We start from the raw sequence: 18,139 nt of genomic DNA, 5'->3' as shown, positions 1-18,139 counted from the left end.
GCCCGTGTCCCGGACAAGCAGCAACGCATCAGCGTTGCTGCGCAGAGCCGAGACCCATCTCTCCAGGAATCCGGTGCAACTTGGGCCCCGACTCTGCAGCGCATCGCTGAAGAAGCGCTGCGCTTCGTCCGGGGCACGAGAGCGAGCCTTCCCCACCCCTTGAAGTCGCTGCTGCAATGCACGATCTTGGGCACGATGGCATCATCGGAAATCACGCTCGAGGCCGTACCTTCGATTGGCGACGTGTCACCGGAGGATTGGGACGCCTGCGCCAATCCCGGCGGATTGTGCAATGGGGCTGGCCCGGGAACCTCATCCGTCCTTCCAGGCGATTCCCTCGGCCTCTCAAGACCTGCCTATAACCCGTTCGTCTCCCACGCCTTTCTCTCAGCAGCCGAGAAATCGGGTTCGGCCACGATCCGCACCGGCTGGGCGCCGCGGCACCTGATCGCCAAGCTCGATGGCCGCGTTGCCGGAATCGTGCCCTGCTATCTGAAATCGCACAGCCAGGGCGAATACGTCTTCGACCGCGGCTGGGCGGATGCCTATGAGCGCGCCGGCGGGCGGTATTACCCGAAGCTCCAGGTCTCGGTTCCCTTCACGCCGGCGACCGGACCGCGGCTGCTGGTGCGCGACGGCGTCGATCGCGAGCGCATCACCGAGGCGCTGGCGAGTGGCCTCATAGCGCTGTGCGGCGTCAGCAAGGCCTCCTCCGTCCACGTCACCTTCGCGCGGGAGTCAGAATGGAAGCTGCTCGCCGAGCACGGCTTTCTCCAGCGCACCGACCAGCAGTTCCACTGGCACAATGAGGGCTTTGCGAGCTTCGACGACTTCCTGGCGACGCTGAACTCACGCCACCGCAAATCGATCAAGCGCGAGCGGCGCGATGCGCTGGCGTCCGGGATCACGATCCATTGGCTCACCGGCAAGGACATCGCCGAGGATGCGTGGGACGCCTTCTTCACATTCTACATGGAGACCGGCTCGCGCAAATGGGGGCGGCCGTATCTGACGCGCGAGTTCTTCTCGCTGATCGGCGAGACCATGAGCGAGGACGTGCTGCTGGTGATGGCCCGCCGCAACAATCGCTGGATTGCGGGCGCGATCAACTTCATCGGCTCGGACACGCTGTTCGGCCGCAACTGGGGCGCGGTCGAGCATCACCCCTTCCTGCATTTCGAGGTCTGCTACTACCAGGCGATCGATTTCGCGATCAAGCGCGGCCTCAAGCACGTCGAGGCCGGCGCGCAGGGCGAGCACAAGATCGCGCGCGGCTACCTGCCGCGCACCACCCATTCCGCTCACTTTATCGCCGATCCCGGCCTGCGCCGCGCCATCGACGATTACCTCAAGCGCGAGCGCGCCTATGTTGCGGAAGCGGGACGAGAGCTCGCCGAGCTCGGCCCGTTCCGCAAAGGGGCTGACGAGGCGCCTTGACGCCTCGCAATTGCTGGTGACAGTAAGCGCAAATCGTTCGAGGAGCCGCCGCCATGACCGCCTACGACAGCAACAACATCTTCGCAAAAATCCTGCGCGGCGAGCTGCCCTGCTACAAAGTGTACGAGGACGAGCACGTCTTCGCCTTCCTCGACATCATGCCGCGCGTGCCCGGTCACACGCTCGTGATCCCGAAGGTCCCTGCCCGCAACATCCTCGATATCAAGCCCGACGACTACGCCCATGTCGCCCGCGGCGCGCACAAGATCGCAGCCGCCGCAATGAAGGCGTTTGACGCCGACGGCATCACCGTGCAGCAATTCAACGAGCCTGCCGGCGGACAGGTGGTGTTTCACCTGCACATGCACGTGATGCCGCGGCACGACGGCGTTGCCATGCTGCCACCGGCGAGCCGCAAGGAAGACGACAAGGTGCTGCAAGAGCACGCGGCGAAACTGATGGCGGCGTTGAAGGCGAGCTAGTCTCTCCACTCGTCGTTGCGAGCGAAGCGAAGCAATCCAGACTGCCTCCCGCAGAAACAGTCTGGATTGCTTCGTCGCAAGAGCTCCTCGCAAGGACGGCGGAGAGACCTCACTCCGTCTCGAAATCGCCCTTCTGCGGCGCGGCCAGCGGCGTGAACTCGCAGCGGTCGGGCTTGATGTCGATCAGCGGCGTGTTGTCGATGCAGTCGAGGCCGCGCACCAGGATGGCATTGCCCTCGATGCCGACCAGCTTCACGATCGATGTGCCGATCGGGTTGGGCCGCACCGGCGAGCGCAGCGAGAAGGTGCCGCGGGTCTTCTCGTTGTTCTTCGGGCTCTGCAGGATGATGTCGCGGCGCGACCGGTCGAGCCAGTAGAGCACTTCGAGATTGCTGTAGAAGTCGACTCCTTTGATCGCCGGCACGAAGGGCTCGAAGATCTCGAGGCGGCAGATCGGGCCGTCCTGACGTCCCTGCCGCGGCGTCTCCAGCCGGGATGACCAGGGCGTGCGGATACGACCGATGAAGACGAGACCGGCATCTTGCGTCGGCGGCAGCTCGATGGCGACCTCGCCCTCGCGGAGCTCCTGTTCGCGAACCATTTTCCTGTTCCCTGGCTGTTCGCCGGCGGTTTTAGCCCAACCACCACTTGCCGGCCAGCATGAAGACTTCGCCCGTGACCACGCCCGCGAAGATCGAACGGCGGGTCAGCAGGAAGGCGACGAGCCCGGCGCCGACCGCGCCATAGCGCAGCACATCGGGCACGCTGGCCAGCGCGCCCGGTGGCTGGACCACGATCTGGGCGATGACGCCGGCCAGGATCGCGGTGGCGACCGCCCTCACCCAGACCAGCAGCTCTGAGCCCTCGTCGATGCCGCCGCCGAACCACAGGCCCAGCATGCGCCAGATCTGGTTGGGAACGACCCCGGCAATGAACAGCACCGCCAGCGAGTGCCAGTCGCCGATCGCTTGCGCAAAGCTCATGCGCGCACCTCCCGCCACCAATGCACGCCATAAGCGATCGTCCCCGCGACCACGCCGCTGACGAGGATATCGAGACCGGAGTTCATCTTCGCCGCCAGCGGATAGAGCACGATGCCCAGCACGAGCGCGACGACGTCGGCAACCTCGCGGCTGTTGCGTGCCGTCGAGAACAGGAACGACAGCGGCGTCAGCAGCAGGATCGCCGCGCCAAGGGTCTGCGTCAGGTTGGCGGCGAGGAAATAACCGACCGTGTTGGCGACGAGGCACACCGAGACGAGCCCGCAGCCGAGCCCGTGGACGAAGGCGATCCGCCGTTCGCGCGGCACCTGCGGCAGGAAGCGGTGGCATTCGACCCACAGCGTCACTGCGGTAAGATGCGCGGCGAAAATCAGCTCGCGCCGCTTGGTCTTCGGTGTGCGCATCAGCGGCAGTACCGAGACCACCATCGGAAACAGGCGGATGGCGCTGACGGTCACCGCGATCGCCGACTGGATGATGGTGGCGCCCGAGCCGAGCGTGGTGATCAGGATGATCTGCGCCGGACCTGCCCAGACGAACAGCGTCGAGCACAGCGCCCAGAGCAGGCTGAAATGGGTGTCGTGGGCGAGCGCACCGATGCCGAGATAGGTCACGAACAGCACGATGGTGAGGATCGTCTGCGTGATCGAGCGCAGTCCCCAAGCGAAGGCGCGCCAGGGACTTTGCCATTGTGGTGAATCGAGCGGAGGAAGCGCCACGGGAGCTTTGGCTGGTGAGGAATCGTGGCTGCATAACGGGCGAGACAGCGGCGCGCGTCAAGGAAGGGCGCGGCGGGGCTGGCATGCGCGAGGCCCAGACCCACCGTCGTCATTCCGGGGCGCGCCACTTGGCGCGAACCCGGAATCCATCAGGCCACAGAAATCGCTGCACGATGGATTCCGGGTTCGCGACTTCGTCGCGCCCCGGAATGACAGCTGATCCTACCCCGCCACACCCCTGTTCTTCAGCACGAAGCAGGCGCCGCCCGCCTTGCGGATGCGGTTGCACAGATCATCGGCCTCGGCGCGCGTGTCCGCGCCGACGCGGACCTGGTAGAACGCGCGTGTGCCGCGGCTGCGCATCACCGAGCTTAGCAGGCTCGGATCACGCTCGCCGATCACGGTGCTCAGTTTCGTGACGGCTCGGGAATACATCGCCAGCGCCTTGTTGCGGTCGAAGCCGGCAGCGAGCTGGACGCCCCAGATCTTTGCCGCGGCAAGCTCGACATGCTGCTCGAGCTCGGCGACGAACGGGTTGGGAGCACGCTTGAGCAACGCCATCAGGTCACGGCAGCTCGTCGGCGGCGAGCTCGGCGGCCCCTTGCCGGTGCTCCCCGCCTTGGCCCAGGCATCGACGCTGGTGCCGGTGATCGCATAGACGTAGTTGCGGGTCTGCTCCGGCATCGGCCCGGTGCCGGCGAGCCATTCCTGTACGCGCCGGGGGCCGGCATTGTAGGCGGCCGCGGCAAGGCCGAGATTGCCAAACTGGTTGCGCAGCTCTTTGAGGAATTCGGCCGACTTCGGCAAGGCCTGCACCGGATTGAAGGGATCGAGCAGCCCGCGCTCGCTGGCGGTGCCCGGCATGAACTGCGCGATCCCTCGCGCATGATCGCCGCTGCGCGTCATGGGCCCGACCGCATCGGCCTGGAAGCGGCTCTCCTGCCAGATCACCCGCGCGAAGAATTCCAGCGGCAGGTCATTGTCGCGCGCAGCCGCCTCCACGATCAGGCAGATCGACTCCCGCGTGTCGCTCTCGCGGGCCTCTTTCGCCTTCTCCGCGGGCCGCTCGGGTTCCTGGGCCTTCGCAGGCGCGTCGGCGGGCGGCGCCTCCTCCGCGAGCGCCGCCGACAGCAGGAGGGCCTGGCACAGGACAGCGATGATCCGGGCTATTCGCATGGCATTGAGCTATCGGACAAATCGGACCTTGACTTGGAACCAGAGCCAACTAGCAACAGACGGCAGTATCAACACCGGTCCGGCCCAATGGTGACAATCTTTTTTGATCTCGACGGCACGCTGACAAACCCGAAGCCCGGGATCACCCGCTCGATCCAATATGCGCTGGAACGGCTCGGCGTTCCGGTGCCGAGCGAGGACGAGCTGACCTGGTGCATCGGCCCACCGCTGCTTGCCAGTCTTCGAAAGCTCACCGGAGCCGATGAGCTCGCCGACCGCGCACTGCTGCTCTATCGCGAGCGCTTCAGCGATATCGGCCTGTTCGAGAACGAGGCTTACGGCGGGATTGCGGATACGTTGTCGTCGCTCGCAGCGATACGTCAGCGCATGTTCGTGGCGACCAGCAAGCCCGCCGTCTACGCCACCCGCATCGTCGATCATTTCGGCCTGAACCCGTATTTCGAACGCGTGTTCGGCTCCGAGCTCGACGGCACGCGCGTCGACAAGCGCGACCTGCTCCGCTATGCGCTCGACGAGGCCAAGGTCGATGCCAACAGCGCGATCATGATCGGCGACCGCAGCCACGACGTGGTCGGCGCCCGCACCAACGGCATGACCGCCATCGGCGTGCTCTACGGCTATGGCAGCGAAGCCGAGCTACGCGATGCCGGCGCGCACCACATCTGCGCGGCGCATCCCGAGTTGCTCGGCCATTGCACGACCTAGTCGATCAGGCTCCGACGGTCTCCACCGCTGTCAGCATGCCTGTCTTTGGATGACAGTTCAGATATTCGAAGAACTGCTCATCGGCGGCTGCCACCGTCACCTCGTGATAGAGCCGCAGCTTGGCTGACGGCCCGAGTGTCGAGAGATATTTCATAGCCGCGCCGAAGATCTTGACGTGGGTCGGATGCGACTCCGCCCAGCGTTCGAGCGCGGCGAGGCTCTTCCACCAGCTCTGGCCGTAGGACTTCTCGCTGACGCTGCCGTCGGCCGCAAGCACCTGCATGTACCGGTTGGCGTAGCAGCCGATGGTAAGGCCATCATCGCGCAGAAAGTCCATGCCCTCGCGCAGCACCGGTTCGACGTCGTCGAGATAGAGCTTGCGCTCGGACGCTGCGGTATCGCTCCAGTCCTGCCCGGAGCGGATCAGACAGAGATTGTCATGAGCCACGACGCGCAGCCGCGCGCCGTCGTGGATCAGCTCAGGCGCGCCACCAGGCGCCATCGCATCCGTCTGTGACAGCGGGAGACGATCGCGCATGCCGCCCCAGTAAGCGTGCTCCTGCACCTCGCCGCTCATGCCTTCCGCGGCGACGGCGATACCTTCGGGCCGATCGGGTGATGAGAACAGCGTCTCGTGACGGGCGACACTGGGGCGCAGCACCTCGATGAAGGTACCGACGCCTTCGCGCTTTCGGCCGGTCCACATCTCGCGCGCCCGAGCGAACCAGGCATTAAAGCGTGCGAGATCGTCCCAATAAGCGACCGTGACAACATTTTCGCAGGCGCACTGATCGACATAACGCGCCCGGTCCCAATGCGACGGACCGCCATCCACTGCGAACAGTCCTGCGATTTCCTTCAACGCGTCCATTGCTGCCGCCGGTGCCGCACCGCCATACTGGACACCGAAATAAGCCATCACGACGCGGCTGACCGCAGGCTTGTAGCGTGCGACGAAGGATGGATATGGCGGCTGATAATCGTCGGGCACGCGCTTGTGGCGCGTGCGTGGAGTTTCGAGATGCGCAGGGATTGCGGATTCCATGAAGCCCTCCCCTCGTAGCGATCAGCTGGCCGCCGCCGCAATGTCCATGGGCTCGACAGCATCGACCGGCAGCGCGAACTGCTCCACCCGCTGGTACCGCTTCTTGTTGAGCAGCAGCCGTGTGACGTCAGGCCGCGAATAATGTCCGGCGGGATCGGCGGCATTCTTGGCAACGCCAATGGCGCCGAGATCGATCTCTGCGATCAGCAGGCCCTCCTGATCGGGCGCCTGCTTCTCCCCGATCTGGCTGCCGTCGGGGCCGTAGATCGCGGCGAACCCGCCGCCCACATGTAGCAGCGCATTCTTGTCGGGCCGGTCGCAGAGCTCATCGATCATGGCTTGCGAAACGATGGCGCAAGGCGCGAGCACGAAGCAGGAGCCTTCCACCGCGTAGACGCGCGACGCCGCGTTGTTGACCTCCGCCCCTAACGCCGGCGCGAAGGGATCGTAGAGCGAGAAGCTCGGCCAGGCCGCGACATGGACCTGCTCGTTCTGGGCGTACATCGCGTATTTCGACAGCGGTTGAAGATGCTCCCAGCAGCACAGCGCGCCGAGCCGGCCGATGTCGGGCCGCGCATGAACGGCGAGATCGCTGCCGTCGCCCTCGCCATAGACCGTGCGCTCGGCATGGGTCGGCCGCAGCTTGCGGCGCTTTGCGATGGTCTCGCCATCGGGGCCAATCAACCATTGCGCGAGGTAAAGGCTGCCGCCGTCGCGCTCGGACAGGCCGACCACGGCGGTGAGCTTTGCCTTGCGCACGGCCTCGCGCAGGCGCTCGGCCTGCGGGCTGTCATAGGATAGCGAATTGTCGAAATAGCGCTGCACGAAGCCCCGCCCGATCGCCCAGGCAGGGGAGTCCAGCCAGATATGCCAGGGGTAACCGGGGATGAAAGCTTCCGGAAAGGCGATCAGCTTGGCGCCCTTTTCCGCGGCCTCCCCGATCAGCGCGATCGACTTGTCGATCGAGGCGTCGAGGTCGAGCCAGGCCGGCGCCGCCTGAACGACCGCAACCTTGTATTTCGGATGCTCGATGCCCATTCCTGCCTCCATTGCCGGTTGATCCCAAGCCACGTCCGATGCAGTCTATTTGGCCAAGCCGGGCAGCCGGCCGCTCGACCGCGGCGGAACAAAAACTCGACTGGACGCGCTACCGACCGGTACGGGATTTGCCTCCGGTCAGACTGGCTCCCCAGGGCGATTTTGCAGGATGTGAAAGGGAGGCTGTTCAGATGCCAATCCAGTTCACGACGGACGGCAGTCCCGCCTATCGGCGGCTCGCTCTCTGGCAGGACATCGTCTGCGACGTCTTCGTCGGGCTCGACTGCAAGTCGGACCTCGGCAGCGCCTTTCGCGGATCGGTCACCCAGGCTTCGCTCGGCAAAGCCGTCTGCTCCGAAGTCTGCTCGGACCGCCAGCACGTATTCCGCACGCCGTCGCGCATCGCGCGTTCACACCAGGATTTCGTTCTCGTAGCCCTCGGAAATCGCGGCAACGGTGGCGTCGTGCAGGACGGCCGCGAGACCGTGATCCACCCCGGCGAGTTCGCGCTCTATGACACCACGCGCCCGTATGAGCTGAAGTTCAACAGCAGTTTTACCCAGACCATATTCAAGGTACCGCGCGAGATGCTGCAGCGGCGGCTCGGCGGCACCGAGACGCTGACTGCAATGTCATTTGGCGCCGCCGCACCGCTCGAGCGGCTCGCCTATGATTTCATTGTCCGGCTCTGCCAGAATGCGGATGGTTTGGCTCCGGACACCGCCACAGCGCTGTCGGAGCAGGCAGTTGACCTCCTTGCGATGGCCTTGAGCGAGCGGCTCGGTAAGTCATCGCTGCCGTCCTCGACCCACCGCTCGGCCCTGCTCTACCGATTGAAGGCGCACATCCGCGCGCACCTCGCCGATCCCGATCTCTCGCTCGCTGAAACCGCGGCCGCGCTCGGCATCTCGCCGCGCTATGTCAACGATCTTCTCGCGGACGAGGACACCTCCTTCCAGCGCCATGTCCTCGCCGAGCGCCTCGCCCGATGTCGGCGGGATCTCGCCTCGCCACTGCTCGCCCATCGCCACATCAGCGAGATCGCCTTCGCCTGGGGCTTCAACGACCTCTCGCATTTCGGCCGCGTCTTTCGCGAGCATTTTGGCGCGTCGCCCCGCGACTTCCGGCACAGCCAGTTGCGGCATTGAGCCCCTAGGGCGCGAGCGCATCGCTCGGAGAGGCGACACGGGCCTTCATCGCCGCACTCATCGGAAGCCGGAGGTTCTGTCCCTTCGGCGGAATCGGCGCCTCGAACCATTTGGCATAGAGCTTGTCGAACGCGCCGGAGGCCATGTTCTCCTTGATCACGGTGTCGACCAGGGCCTTAAACTCAGGATCTTCCCGACGGGTCATCAATCCGTAATAGGACGGCGCATAGGTCGCGCCCAGCATCCGGAAGGCCGTCGGATCGGTCGCGTTCGCGACGAGCCCGGCGATCAGAATGTCGTCCTCGAACCAGGCGGCGGCGCGGCCCGTTCCCAGCATCAGCAACGACTCGGCATGGTCCTTGGCCTGAACGATCGTCACGTTCAGCTTCTGCTCGCCGAGGACCTGCTTTGCGACCGCAAAATTCAGCGAGCCCTGTGTGATGACGACCGTCCGCCCATCGAGCCCCTTCGGCTCCGTCACCCCCGAGGCGACGGACACGAGCCAGCGCGGCGACGCCACATAGGTCGCGACGGAGAACGAAACCTGCTTCTGACGTTCCGCGGTGTTGGTCGTGCTGCCGCACTCGACGTCGATCGTGCCGTTCTGGAGCAGCGGAATGCGATTGGACGCATTCACCGGGACGTAGTCGATCCCCAGCTCCGGCCGGCGCAGCACGATCCTGATCTTGTCGGCCACCGCGGAGCAGAGATCGAGCGAAAGTCCGGTCGGCTTCTGATCCGATCCAAGATAGGCGAACGGGATGGAAGCTTCCCGATAGCCGAGGGTGATCTTGCCGACCTCTCTGATCTTGTCGAGGGTTGGGCTGGCCGCTTGCGCTGTTGGAACGTCCAACAGCGCAAGCGAAAGTGCGGCAATGGCAAGCGTCGGCGCGTGTCTGAGGATCATGTCGGCCTCCGGACTGTTGATCAAGCGGCGGGATTTCGCGACAATTCGTCGAGGCTCTCCCTCAAGGAGCGGTCCAGGATCTCGACGGCGCGGTCGATCTCCTCGGTCGACACGGTGAGCGGCGGCGCGATGCGCCACACCGATCCGCGCTCGGGGCGACGGCGGATGTTCATGCTCAGCCCATGTTCAAAGCACTTCTTCGTCGTCAGGCCGCCGAGCTGGTGGGCCGCGCGCCGACTGTTGCGGTCGGTGACCAGCTCGACGCCGAGCAGAAGCCCCATGCCCCTGATGTCGCCGATCTGCTCGTATTTCTGCTGAAGTCCCTCGAACCGGCCGCGCAGGTACGCGCCCATGACATTGGCGCGCTCGACCAGCTTCTCCTCCGCGATCACACGCAGCACCGCGAGCCCGACCTCGGCCAGCAGCGGATCGGAGACGTGGCTGGTGTAATAGGTGAAGTGATCCTCGTGCAGCTTGCTCTCGATCGCTTCGGTGGTCGAGACCGCCGCGAGCGGAAGGCCCCCACCGAGCGTCTTCGACATGGTCATGATGTCGGGGACGACGCCGAAATATTCCGATCCCGTCTTCTTGCCGACGCGCCCGAACGCCGTCTGGGCCTCGTCGAAGATCAGCAGCATACCGCGCTCGTCGGCGGCCTTGCGCAGCGCCTCCATGAAGGCCTTCGGCGGCACAAGCACGCCGCCGGCGCTGATCACGGGCTCGGCGATGATCGCCGCGCCCCGCCCGCTCGACTGCATGTCGAACATTTTCAGCGCCAGCTCGAGATTGGCGAGCGCGGATGCTTCCTCACTCCCCTTGTCGATGTAGGGACGATAGGCATTCGGCTCGGGGATGACGAACACGCCGGGCGGCGGCACGCCATAGCCCTTGCGGTCGCTCGCCATCGAGACCGAGGCGGCGCCCCCGGTGATGCCGTGCCAGGAGCCGCCGAGGACAAGCACCTCATAGCCGCCGGTGTACATCTTGGCCATCCGGAGCGCGACTTCGGTCGCCTCCGAGCCGGTGTTGATGAAGATCGAGCGCTTGAGATCGCCGGGCAACCAATCCGTCGCCAGCACCTGGGCGAGCTCGGCCACCACTTCGGGAATCATCCCGCTGAAGAGATGGAACGCCTTCTTCCCGGCCCGCTCCACCGCCGCGACAATGGCAGGGTGGTTGTGGCCGATCGTCGCGCACATCTGCCCCGAGGTGAAATCGAGATAGTCGCGCCCGTCGCTGTCGGTGACGATGGTCCCCTTCGCGGTCGTGAAAAGGTTCGGGAACACGTCTCCGCCGTACCGCACCAGAAATTCGTCGGCGGCTTGTTTCAGCGCTGAAGTCATGGCGTCTCCTTAAGCAAGCGGCATCTGCCGCGCGCGGGCATGGCGCGGCGATGCGGAGTCCGCTCACCGGGTCTCGGGTCAGGTTGTGGGCACGAAGCTGTTGCGTCTGGGCGTTCGCGGTACGAAACTTGCCAGTGCAACGGAGAAATTCGTAACCGGGCAGACATGATGGGCGCCAGTTCAAAAAACTCAGCAGCCGATGAAGCAAGCTCAGCGGGGCGGCCGCGCATGCCGCCGCTGAAGGCGCTGTCGGCGTTCGAAGCCGCTTCCCGCCACGGCAGCTTCAGCCGCGCTGCCGAGGAGCTCGGGGTCACGCCTTCTGCGATCAGCCATCACATCCAGAACCTCGAGGATTTTCTCGGCGTGCGCGTGTTCTCGCGGCACGCCGGCCGTGCTGTGCTCACCAATGCCGGCCGCCTCTATGCCGGCGAGATCGAGCGCGCGTTCGGCACGATCATGGGTGCGACGCGGCTGGTGGCGCCGCAATCGCAGCGCGATCATTTGTTCATCGCGAGCGGACCGAGCTTTGCCGCCAAATGGCTACAACCGCGGATCGGCAATTTCATCGGCCAGCATCCGGAGATCGGGATCAGGCTGTCGACCATCGCCGATCTGCGCGATCTCGAAACCATCCGCTTCGACCTCGCGATCGCCTATGGGCGCCCACCGGTCGTGAACGACAGGCAGATTGAGCCGCTCCTCGCCGAGCGCCTGCGCCCGCTCTGCAGCCCGCGGCTGATCGAGCAGCTCGACCTGCGCGAGCCCGGCGATCTCGCCCGCGCCACGCTGATCCATTCCTCGAACGCGCTGACCTGGACCGATTATCTGCGCAAGGTCACGGGCGCGAGCATCAAGGCGCGTCACGAATTGTGGTTCGACCGCTCCACCATGGCGATCGATGCAGCCGTCGAGGGTCTTGGCGTCGTGCTGGAGAGCGAAATCCTCGCCGCCGAGGAGCTGGACAAGGGCACGCTCGTCGTACCGTTCCGTCAACCCGAATTCGAAGTGGAGACGGTCTCCTACTATCTGGTGCGCTCGGCTGAGGCGAAAGGACGTAGTCATGTCAGCGCGTTCGAGGCTTGGCTGCGCGCGAAGATCTCGGCTGCAAACTTGCAGACCACGAGCGTGGCCTAGCAAAATGCGGACTACCCAAGCAGAGCCGCCATGTGAGCGCGTGATAGGACAAGGCACCCGCTTGCGCTAAACTCGGCACCAAGGCCGCACCGATCAACGAGCGGCCAGCCGAGGAGCAGATCGATGGAATACCGACGCTTGGGCCGGTCCGGCCTCATGGTGCCTGCTTTGAGCTTGGGAACGGGCACGTTCGGCGGCGTCGGCCGCCTTGCGGCGTGGGGCACGACGGATGCGACTGAAGCGCGGCGTCTTCTGGACATCTGCCTCGACGCCGGCGTGTCGATGTTCGACACCGCGAATGTCTATTCGCTCGGCGAATCCGAGCGGGTGCTCGGGCAAGCCATCAAGGGGCGCCGCGACAAGGTCCTGATCTCGACCAAGGCGGCGTTCCGCTTCGGCGACGGCCCGAACGACATCGGCTCTTCGCGCCAGAATCTGCTTGCGGCGATCGACGGTTCGCTGAGCCGGCTCGGCACCGATTATATCGACCTGTTCCAGCTCCACGGCTTCGACGCCTTCACTCCGCCCGAAGAGGTGCTATCGACTCTCGACGTGCTCGTTCGCGCGGGCAAGATCCGCTATGTCGGCGTCTCGAATTTCTCGGGTTGGCACCTGATGAAGTCGCTCGGCGTCGCCGACACACACGGCTTTCCGCGTTACGTCGCCAACCAGACCTACTATTCACTGATCGGGCGCGACTACGAATGGGAGTTGATGCCGCTCGGCCTCGACCAGGGGCTGGGCGCCGTGGTCTGGTCGCCACTCGGATGGGGGCGCCTCACCGGAAAGATCCGCCGCGGTCAGCCGAAACCGGAAGTCAGCCGCCTGCCCAAGACGGCCGAGTTCGGACCGCCCGTGTCGGACGAGCATGTCTACCGCGTCGTCGATGCGATCGACGAGATCGCGAAGGAGACCGGCAAGAGCGTCTCGCAGATCGCGCTGAACTGGCTGCTGCAGCGTCCGACGGTCTCGACGCTGATCATCGGTGCACGCAACGAGACCCAGCTGCGCGAGAATCTCGGCGCGGTCGGCTGGTCCTTGACCAAGGACCAGGTCGCAAAGCTCGACGCCGCGAGCACGGTGACGCTGCCCTACCCCTATTGGCACCAGCGCGTGACCTTCAGCGACCGCAATCCGCCGGCGGTGTAGGACAGCCGCATCAAGCACGCTTGGTAAGGCGACGGCGCGCTGACAGTGCGGTTCCGGAACTATCGCGGCCCTACCCTGTTGGCGCAATACTCGGCCCGTGGCCGAGTCCGATTCGCCAACGATACGCCGCTCACGATGTCGACAGTCACCATCGAGCATGCCGACGGCCTGCCGCAGCCGCAACGCAACCAGGCGGTGCTGACCATTGCGCTCGGCATCGTCATGGCGGTGGTCGACAGCGCCATCGCCAATGTGGCGCTGCCGACGATCGCAGCCGACCTCGATGCGAGCCCGGCCTTCTCGATCTGGATCGTCAACGGCTACCAGCTCGCGATCACGATCTCGCTGCTGCCGCTGGCTTCGCTCGGCGAGATCGTCGGCTATCGCCGCGTCTACCTGGTCGGGCTGGCGCTGTTCACGGTGGCCTCCGCGTTCTGCGCGCTGGCCCACACGCTGCCGCAGCTGACGATCGCGCGCATCCTCCAGGGCTTTGGCGCGGCCGGCATCATGAGCGTCAACGCGGCGCTGGTACGTTTCACCTATCCGCGCAGCCTGCTCGGCCGTGGCATCGGCCTCAACGCTCTCGTCGTCGCCTTCTCGGCCGCGATCGGCCCGACGCTCGCCGCCGGCATCCTCGCGGTCGGAAGCTGGCCCTGGCTGTTCGCGATCAACGTGCCGCTCGGCGCGGTGACGCTGGTGCTGGGCCTGCGCAGCCTGCCGCACACCAAGCCCGCGAGCCGCTCGTTCGACTGGCAAAGTGCGGGTCTGTCGGCGATCACCTTCGGCGTCGGCATCGCTGCGGTGGACAGTGTCGGTCATGGCGAGGCCGCGATCACCTGCCTCGTGCAGTTCGCCGTCGCGATCGTTGCCGGTGCGCTGCTGATCTATCGCGAGACTCACATGACCTCGCCGCTCTTGCCGATCGACCTGCTGCGCATCCCCGTGTTCGCGCTGTCGATTGCGACCTCGATCGCATCGTTCTGCGGGCAGATGCTGGCCTTCGTCGCGATCCCCTTCTATCTCCAGAGCCGCTTCGGCTATTCGGCCGTCCATATGGGCCTGTTGATCACGCCATGGCCGATCGCGCTGGCGTTTGCAGCCCCCCTCGCAGGCCGCCTGGTCGAGCATTATCCGGCCGGCCTGCTCGGCGGTATTGGGCTCACGCTGTTTGCCTGCGGCCTTGCCGCGCTGGCCTTCCTGCCGGCGACGCCAACGCCGCTCGACGTGATCTGGCGGATGGCGCTCGCCGGCGCCGGCTTCGGTCTGTTCCAGACCCCCAATAACCGCACCATGATCGCAGCCGCGCCGCGCGAGCGCGCCGGCGGCGCCAGCGGCATGCTGGGGACGGCGCGCCTCCTCGGCCAGACCACCGGAGCGGCGCTGGTGGCGCTGTTGCTCGGCCGCTATCCACTCGACGGAACCAGGCTGGCACTGCTCGCGGGCGTCGGTTTTGCGCTCTGCGGTGCGATGCTGAGCATGCTGCGGCTTTCCCCGGCCGGCGCGCGCGGTGCCGAGCAGGTCCGCGTGCAGGACGATCAGCGCCTGCGCGGGGATTAGCACCCGGGTTCGCGCATTGTCGTGCACAACCTTTGCGTGGCTTAACTATTCAGCGCAATAGCCTATTGCCCTCCCGCTCCGGTTGCGCATAGTGGCGGTGGGACAAGGGGCATTTCATGCGTTCATTGGGAATTGTGGCGCTCAGCGTCATGCTGGGCGGCTGCGCGTCGGTCACGCGCGGCACGACGGAGAATATCAGCATTTCATCAACACCTTCAGGCGTGGAAGCCGTCGTCAGCGGAATGGACGTTCCGACCACCTGCACGACGCCTTGCTCGGTGGTCGTCAAGCGGAACGCCGACATCTCGATCACCTTCCAGAAGGAAGGCTATGAGCCGCAAATCGTTCCGCTCAGCCGGGACGTCCAGACGGGCGGCGCCGCGGGTTTCGCCGGCAATCTCCTGCTGGGCGGTGTCATCGGCATGGGCGTCGACGCAGCGACCGGAGCCGCGACCGATCACAAGCCGAACCCGGTCATCGTGACGATGCAGCCGGCGGCCCCTCCCCGCAGCGCACGGCCGCCCGCGCCCCGGAAGCCGCGAGCACCTGCGCCGCCTCCGCCCGACACCGGCACCTAAAGAGCGATGCGATTGGGATCAATCGTCATCGTGCTTCAGGTTATTGTTCGAGCATGATCTTTTCGGAAAACCGCTACACACTTTTCCGGATCATGCTCTAACCCGGTAACTACCAAGCAGCAAAAAGGCCGGCTTCGCAGCCGGCCTTTTCGATTTCATCAGTGCCGATCAGACCTTGACCAGCGGGCCCTTCGAGGTCGGCCCCTTCGAGCCGCCGGGGCCGCCCGGCTTGGACTTGCCCGGCGGACGCTTGCGGGCGCCGGGCAGCTTCTCCTGCTTCGGCGTGACCGGACCCTCGACGAACTCGAAGCCGATCTTCTCCTTGGTCTCGTCGGTCTCGTCCTTGACGAGCACGACGCGAACGTGGCCGCCGCCCTTCAGCTTGCCGAACAGCACTTCGTCGGCCAGCGGCTTCTTGATGTGCTCCTGGATCACGCGAGCCATGGGACGCGCGCCCATCTGCTCGTCGTAGCCATGCTGGACCAGCCAGGCCTTGGCCGGCTCAGACAGCTCGATGGTGACGTCGCGGTCGCCGAGCTGCGCCTCGAGCTGAAGCACGAACTTCTCGACCACGGTGCCGATCACCTCGACGCTGAGATGGCCGAACGAGACGATGGCATCGAGACGGTTGCGGAATTCCGGCGCGAACTGGCGGTTGATCGCCTCGTGATCGTCGCCTTCCCGCTTCGAGCGCGTGAAGCCGAACGCCTGCTTGGCGAGATCCGAAGCGCCTGCGTTCGTGGTCATGATCAGGATCACGTTACGGAAGTTGACCTGCTTGCCGTTGTGGTCGGTGAGCCGGCCGTGATCCATGATCTGGAGCAGCACGTTGTAGAGGTCGGGATGCGCCTTCTCGATTTCGTCGAGCAGCACCACGCAATGCGGATGCTGGTCGACGCCGTCGGTGAGCAGGCCGCCCTGGTCGAAGCCGACATAGCCGGGAGGCGCGCCGATCAGGCGCGACACGGTGTGCCGCTCCATGTATTCGGACATGTCGAAGCGCAACAGCTCGACGCCGAGCGACGCCGCGAGCTGCTTGGCAACTTCGGTCTTGCCGACGCCGGTCGGCCCCGAGAACAGGTAGCAGCCGATCGGCTTCTCCGGCTCGCGCAGGCCCGCACGTGCGAGCTTGATCGAGGCGGCAAGCGATTCAATCGCCTTGTCCTGGCCGAACACCGTGCGCTTCAGGGTCTGCTCGAGATGCTTGAGCACCTCGGCATCGTCCTTCGACACGCTCTTCGGCGGGATCCGCGCCATCGAGGCGATCGTGGTCTCGATCTCCTTGATGCCGATGGTCTTCTTGCGCTTGTTCTCGGCGACCAGCATCTGCGCCGCGCCGGACTCGTCGATCACGTCGATCGCCTTGTCGGGCAGCTTGCGGTCGTGGATGTAGCGCGAGGAGAGCTGCACCGCAGCCTCGATCGCCTCATTGGTGTACTTCAGCCGGTGGTAGTCCTCGAAATACGGCTTGAGGCCCTTGAGGATCGCGATGGCATCCTCGACGGTCGGCTCGTTGATGTCGATCTTCTGGAAGCGCCGCACCAGCGCGCGGTCCTTCTCGAAGTGCTGGCGGTATTCCTTGTAGGTGGTCGAGCCCATGCAGCGGATCGTGCCCGAGGCGAGCGCAGGCTTGAGCAGGTTCGAGGCATCCATCGCCCCGCCCGACGTCGCGCCCGCACCGATCACGGTGTGGATCTCGTCGATGAACAGGATGGCGTTGGGATGCGCCTCGAGCTCCTTGAGCACCTGCTTCAGGCGCTCCTCGAAGTCGCCACGATAGCGCGTGCCGGCCAGCAGCGTGCCCATGTCCAGCGAGAACACGGTCGCGGCCGCCAGCACCTCCGGCACCTCGCTGTCGACGATGCGCTTGGCGAGGCCTTCTGCGATCGCAGTCTTGCCGACGCCGGCTTCACCGACGAACAGCGGATTGTTCTTCTGCCGGCGGCACAGCACCTGGATCGCGCGGTTGATTTCGGAATTGCGTCCGATCACCGGGTCGATCTTGCCGTCGCGCGCCTTCTTGTTGAGGTTGACGCAATAGGTCTCGAGCGCCTCGCCCTTCTTCTTGGCGTCCTCGTTGCCCTTGGTCTCGGTCTCCTCGTCGACGCCGCGCACGGGCCGCGCCTCGGAGACGCCCGGCCGCTTGGCAATGCCGTGGCTGATGTAGTTGACCGCGTCGTAGCGCGTCATGTCCTGCTCCTGCAGGAAATAGGCGGCATGACTCTCGCGTTCGGCGAAGATCGCGATCAGCACGTTGGCACCGGTCACCTCTTCGCGACCGGACGACTGGACGTGGATCACCGCGCGCTGAATCACGCGCTGGAAACCGGCGGTCGGCTTGGCATCGTCGGCGCCATCCGTCACCAGGTTTTCGAATTCGGTCTCAAGGTAGTTGACGAGGCTCGTACGGAGCTTGTCGAGATCGACGCTACAGGCGCGCATGACGGCGGCTGCATCGGAGTCGTCGATCAAGGAGAGCAAGAGATGCTCGAGCGTCGCGTATTGGTGATGACGCTCGTTTGCGATCGCCAGCGCACGATGCAGGGATTGTTCAAGGCTTTGGGAAAAAGTCGGCATTCGCGTCCTCTATGGCCCCCACCATCATGATCGCCATCGCCCGGTCAGGCAACAACAACCTTTGTCACATATAGTTATACAAGATCGCGGCGAAAGACCGGTTCCGCGACTCGGCAGCTAGC

17 protein-coding genes are annotated in these 18,139 nt (G+C 65.1%); 8 read left to right on the top strand and 9 right to left on the bottom strand.

Annotated features, from left to right (window positions below):
- The first annotated feature begins 195 nt into the window (after positions 1–195).
- Positions 196–1,437, top strand: coding sequence for a GNAT family N-acetyltransferase (locus tag ACNJYA_RS16865; protein WP_439403288.1), 1,242 nt, complete (start codon positions 196–198; stop codon positions 1,435–1,437).
- Between the two features lie 53 nt (positions 1,438–1,490).
- On the top strand, positions 1,491–1,919 hold the full coding sequence (locus tag ACNJYA_RS16860; protein ID WP_439403287.1) for an HIT family protein: 429 nt from the start codon (positions 1,491–1,493) through the stop codon (positions 1,917–1,919).
- 109 nt (positions 1,920–2,028) lie between these two features.
- Here the strand turns inward: ACNJYA_RS16860 and tsaA are convergent, their stop codons facing one another.
- The 4 genes from tsaA to ACNJYA_RS16840 form a co-directional block, all read right to left on the bottom strand.
- Positions 2,029–2,520 carry a tRNA (N6-threonylcarbamoyladenosine(37)-N6)-methyltransferase TrmO gene (tsaA, locus tag ACNJYA_RS16855; RefSeq protein WP_172783364.1) on the bottom strand — a complete coding sequence of 164 codons (492 nt, stop codon included), beginning with the start codon at positions 2,518–2,520 and terminating at the stop codon, positions 2,029–2,031.
- A gap of 31 nt (positions 2,521–2,551) precedes the next feature.
- Positions 2,552–2,902, bottom strand: a complete 351-nt coding sequence (locus tag ACNJYA_RS16850; protein WP_439403286.1) for an AzlD domain-containing protein — start codon at positions 2,900–2,902, stop codon at positions 2,552–2,554.
- A complete protein-coding gene (locus tag ACNJYA_RS16845) occupies positions 2,899–3,639 on the bottom strand; it encodes an AzlC family ABC transporter permease (RefSeq protein WP_172783362.1) in 741 nt (246 codons plus the stop codon). The genes ACNJYA_RS16850 and ACNJYA_RS16845 overlap by 4 nt, the downstream gene beginning before the upstream one ends.
- A 222-nt stretch (positions 3,640–3,861) precedes the next feature.
- Positions 3,862–4,815 carry a transglycosylase SLT domain-containing protein gene (locus tag ACNJYA_RS16840; RefSeq protein ID WP_439403285.1) on the bottom strand — a complete coding sequence of 318 codons (954 nt, stop codon included), beginning with the start codon at positions 4,813–4,815 and terminating at the stop codon, positions 3,862–3,864.
- An 87-nt stretch (positions 4,816–4,902) separates the two neighbouring features.
- Here ACNJYA_RS16840 and ACNJYA_RS16835 point away from each other — a divergent pair, with 87 nt between their 5' ends.
- Complete coding sequence (locus tag ACNJYA_RS16835) at positions 4,903–5,541, top strand: HAD family hydrolase (protein WP_439403284.1); 639 nt, start codon at positions 4,903–4,905, stop codon at positions 5,539–5,541.
- Positions 5,542–5,545: 4 nt separating this feature from the next.
- Here ACNJYA_RS16835 and ACNJYA_RS16830 read toward each other — a convergent pair whose 3' ends face one another.
- Together ACNJYA_RS16830 and ACNJYA_RS16825 are read right to left on the bottom strand one after the other, a co-directional pair.
- Complete coding sequence (locus tag ACNJYA_RS16830) at positions 5,546–6,586, bottom strand: phenylacetaldoxime dehydratase family protein (protein WP_212255060.1); 1,041 nt, start codon at positions 6,584–6,586, stop codon at positions 5,546–5,548.
- 21 nt (positions 6,587–6,607) lie between these two features.
- The gene (locus ACNJYA_RS16825) at positions 6,608–7,624 is read right to left on the bottom strand and encodes a carbon-nitrogen hydrolase family protein (RefSeq protein ID WP_439403283.1); all 1,017 of its coding nucleotides are present in this window, start codon (positions 7,622–7,624) and stop codon (positions 6,608–6,610) included.
- A gap of 191 nt (positions 7,625–7,815) precedes the next feature.
- Between ACNJYA_RS16825 and ACNJYA_RS16820 the strand changes: the two genes are divergently transcribed.
- Positions 7,816–8,772, top strand: coding sequence for a helix-turn-helix domain-containing protein (locus ACNJYA_RS16820; protein ID WP_439403282.1), 957 nt, complete (start codon positions 7,816–7,818; stop codon positions 8,770–8,772).
- A gap of 4 nt (positions 8,773–8,776) precedes the next feature.
- Here ACNJYA_RS16820 and ACNJYA_RS16815 read toward each other — a convergent pair whose 3' ends face one another.
- Together ACNJYA_RS16815 and ACNJYA_RS16810 are read right to left on the bottom strand one after the other, a co-directional pair.
- Positions 8,777–9,679: an amino acid ABC transporter substrate-binding protein gene (locus ACNJYA_RS16815; protein WP_439366960.1), complete on the bottom strand. Its 903-nt coding sequence runs from the start codon at positions 9,677–9,679 to the stop codon at positions 8,777–8,779.
- A gap of 20 nt (positions 9,680–9,699) precedes the next feature.
- Positions 9,700–11,022 carry an aspartate aminotransferase family protein gene (locus tag ACNJYA_RS16810; RefSeq protein WP_172783355.1) on the bottom strand — a complete coding sequence of 441 codons (1,323 nt, stop codon included), beginning with the start codon at positions 11,020–11,022 and terminating at the stop codon, positions 9,700–9,702.
- A gap of 228 nt (positions 11,023–11,250) precedes the next feature.
- Between ACNJYA_RS16810 and ACNJYA_RS16805 the strand changes: the two genes are divergently transcribed.
- From ACNJYA_RS16805 to ACNJYA_RS16790, 4 genes are all read left to right on the top strand, one after another.
- The gene (locus ACNJYA_RS16805) at positions 11,251–12,156 is read left to right on the top strand and encodes a LysR substrate-binding domain-containing protein (protein ID WP_172783354.1); all 906 of its coding nucleotides are present in this window, start codon (positions 11,251–11,253) and stop codon (positions 12,154–12,156) included.
- Positions 12,157–12,279: 123 nt separating this feature from the next.
- Positions 12,280–13,305, top strand: coding sequence for an aldo/keto reductase (locus ACNJYA_RS16800; protein WP_439403281.1), 1,026 nt, complete (start codon positions 12,280–12,282; stop codon positions 13,303–13,305).
- Positions 13,306–13,440: 135 nt separating this feature from the next.
- Positions 13,441–14,862, top strand: a complete 1,422-nt coding sequence (locus tag ACNJYA_RS16795; protein WP_212255055.1) for an MFS transporter — start codon at positions 13,441–13,443, stop codon at positions 14,860–14,862.
- A 116-nt stretch (positions 14,863–14,978) separates the two neighbouring features.
- Complete coding sequence (locus tag ACNJYA_RS16790; RefSeq protein ID WP_025036797.1) at positions 14,979–15,440, top strand: PEGA domain-containing protein; 462 nt, start codon at positions 14,979–14,981, stop codon at positions 15,438–15,440.
- A gap of 168 nt (positions 15,441–15,608) precedes the next feature.
- Here ACNJYA_RS16790 and clpA read toward each other — a convergent pair whose 3' ends face one another.
- Positions 15,609–18,017 (bottom strand): ATP-dependent Clp protease ATP-binding subunit ClpA, encoded by a 2,409-nt coding sequence (gene clpA, locus ACNJYA_RS16785; protein WP_172783350.1) that lies wholly within the window; start codon positions 18,015–18,017, stop codon positions 15,609–15,611.
- Between the last annotated feature and the right edge of the window lie 122 nt (positions 18,018–18,139).

The organism is Bradyrhizobium sp. BLXBL-01, from assembly GCF_051853025.1.
GTDB lineage: Bacteria > Pseudomonadota > Alphaproteobacteria > Rhizobiales > Xanthobacteraceae > Bradyrhizobium.
The sequence above is the reverse complement of the archived record's forward strand: the minus strand, read 5'-3'. Positions and strand labels throughout refer to the sequence as shown.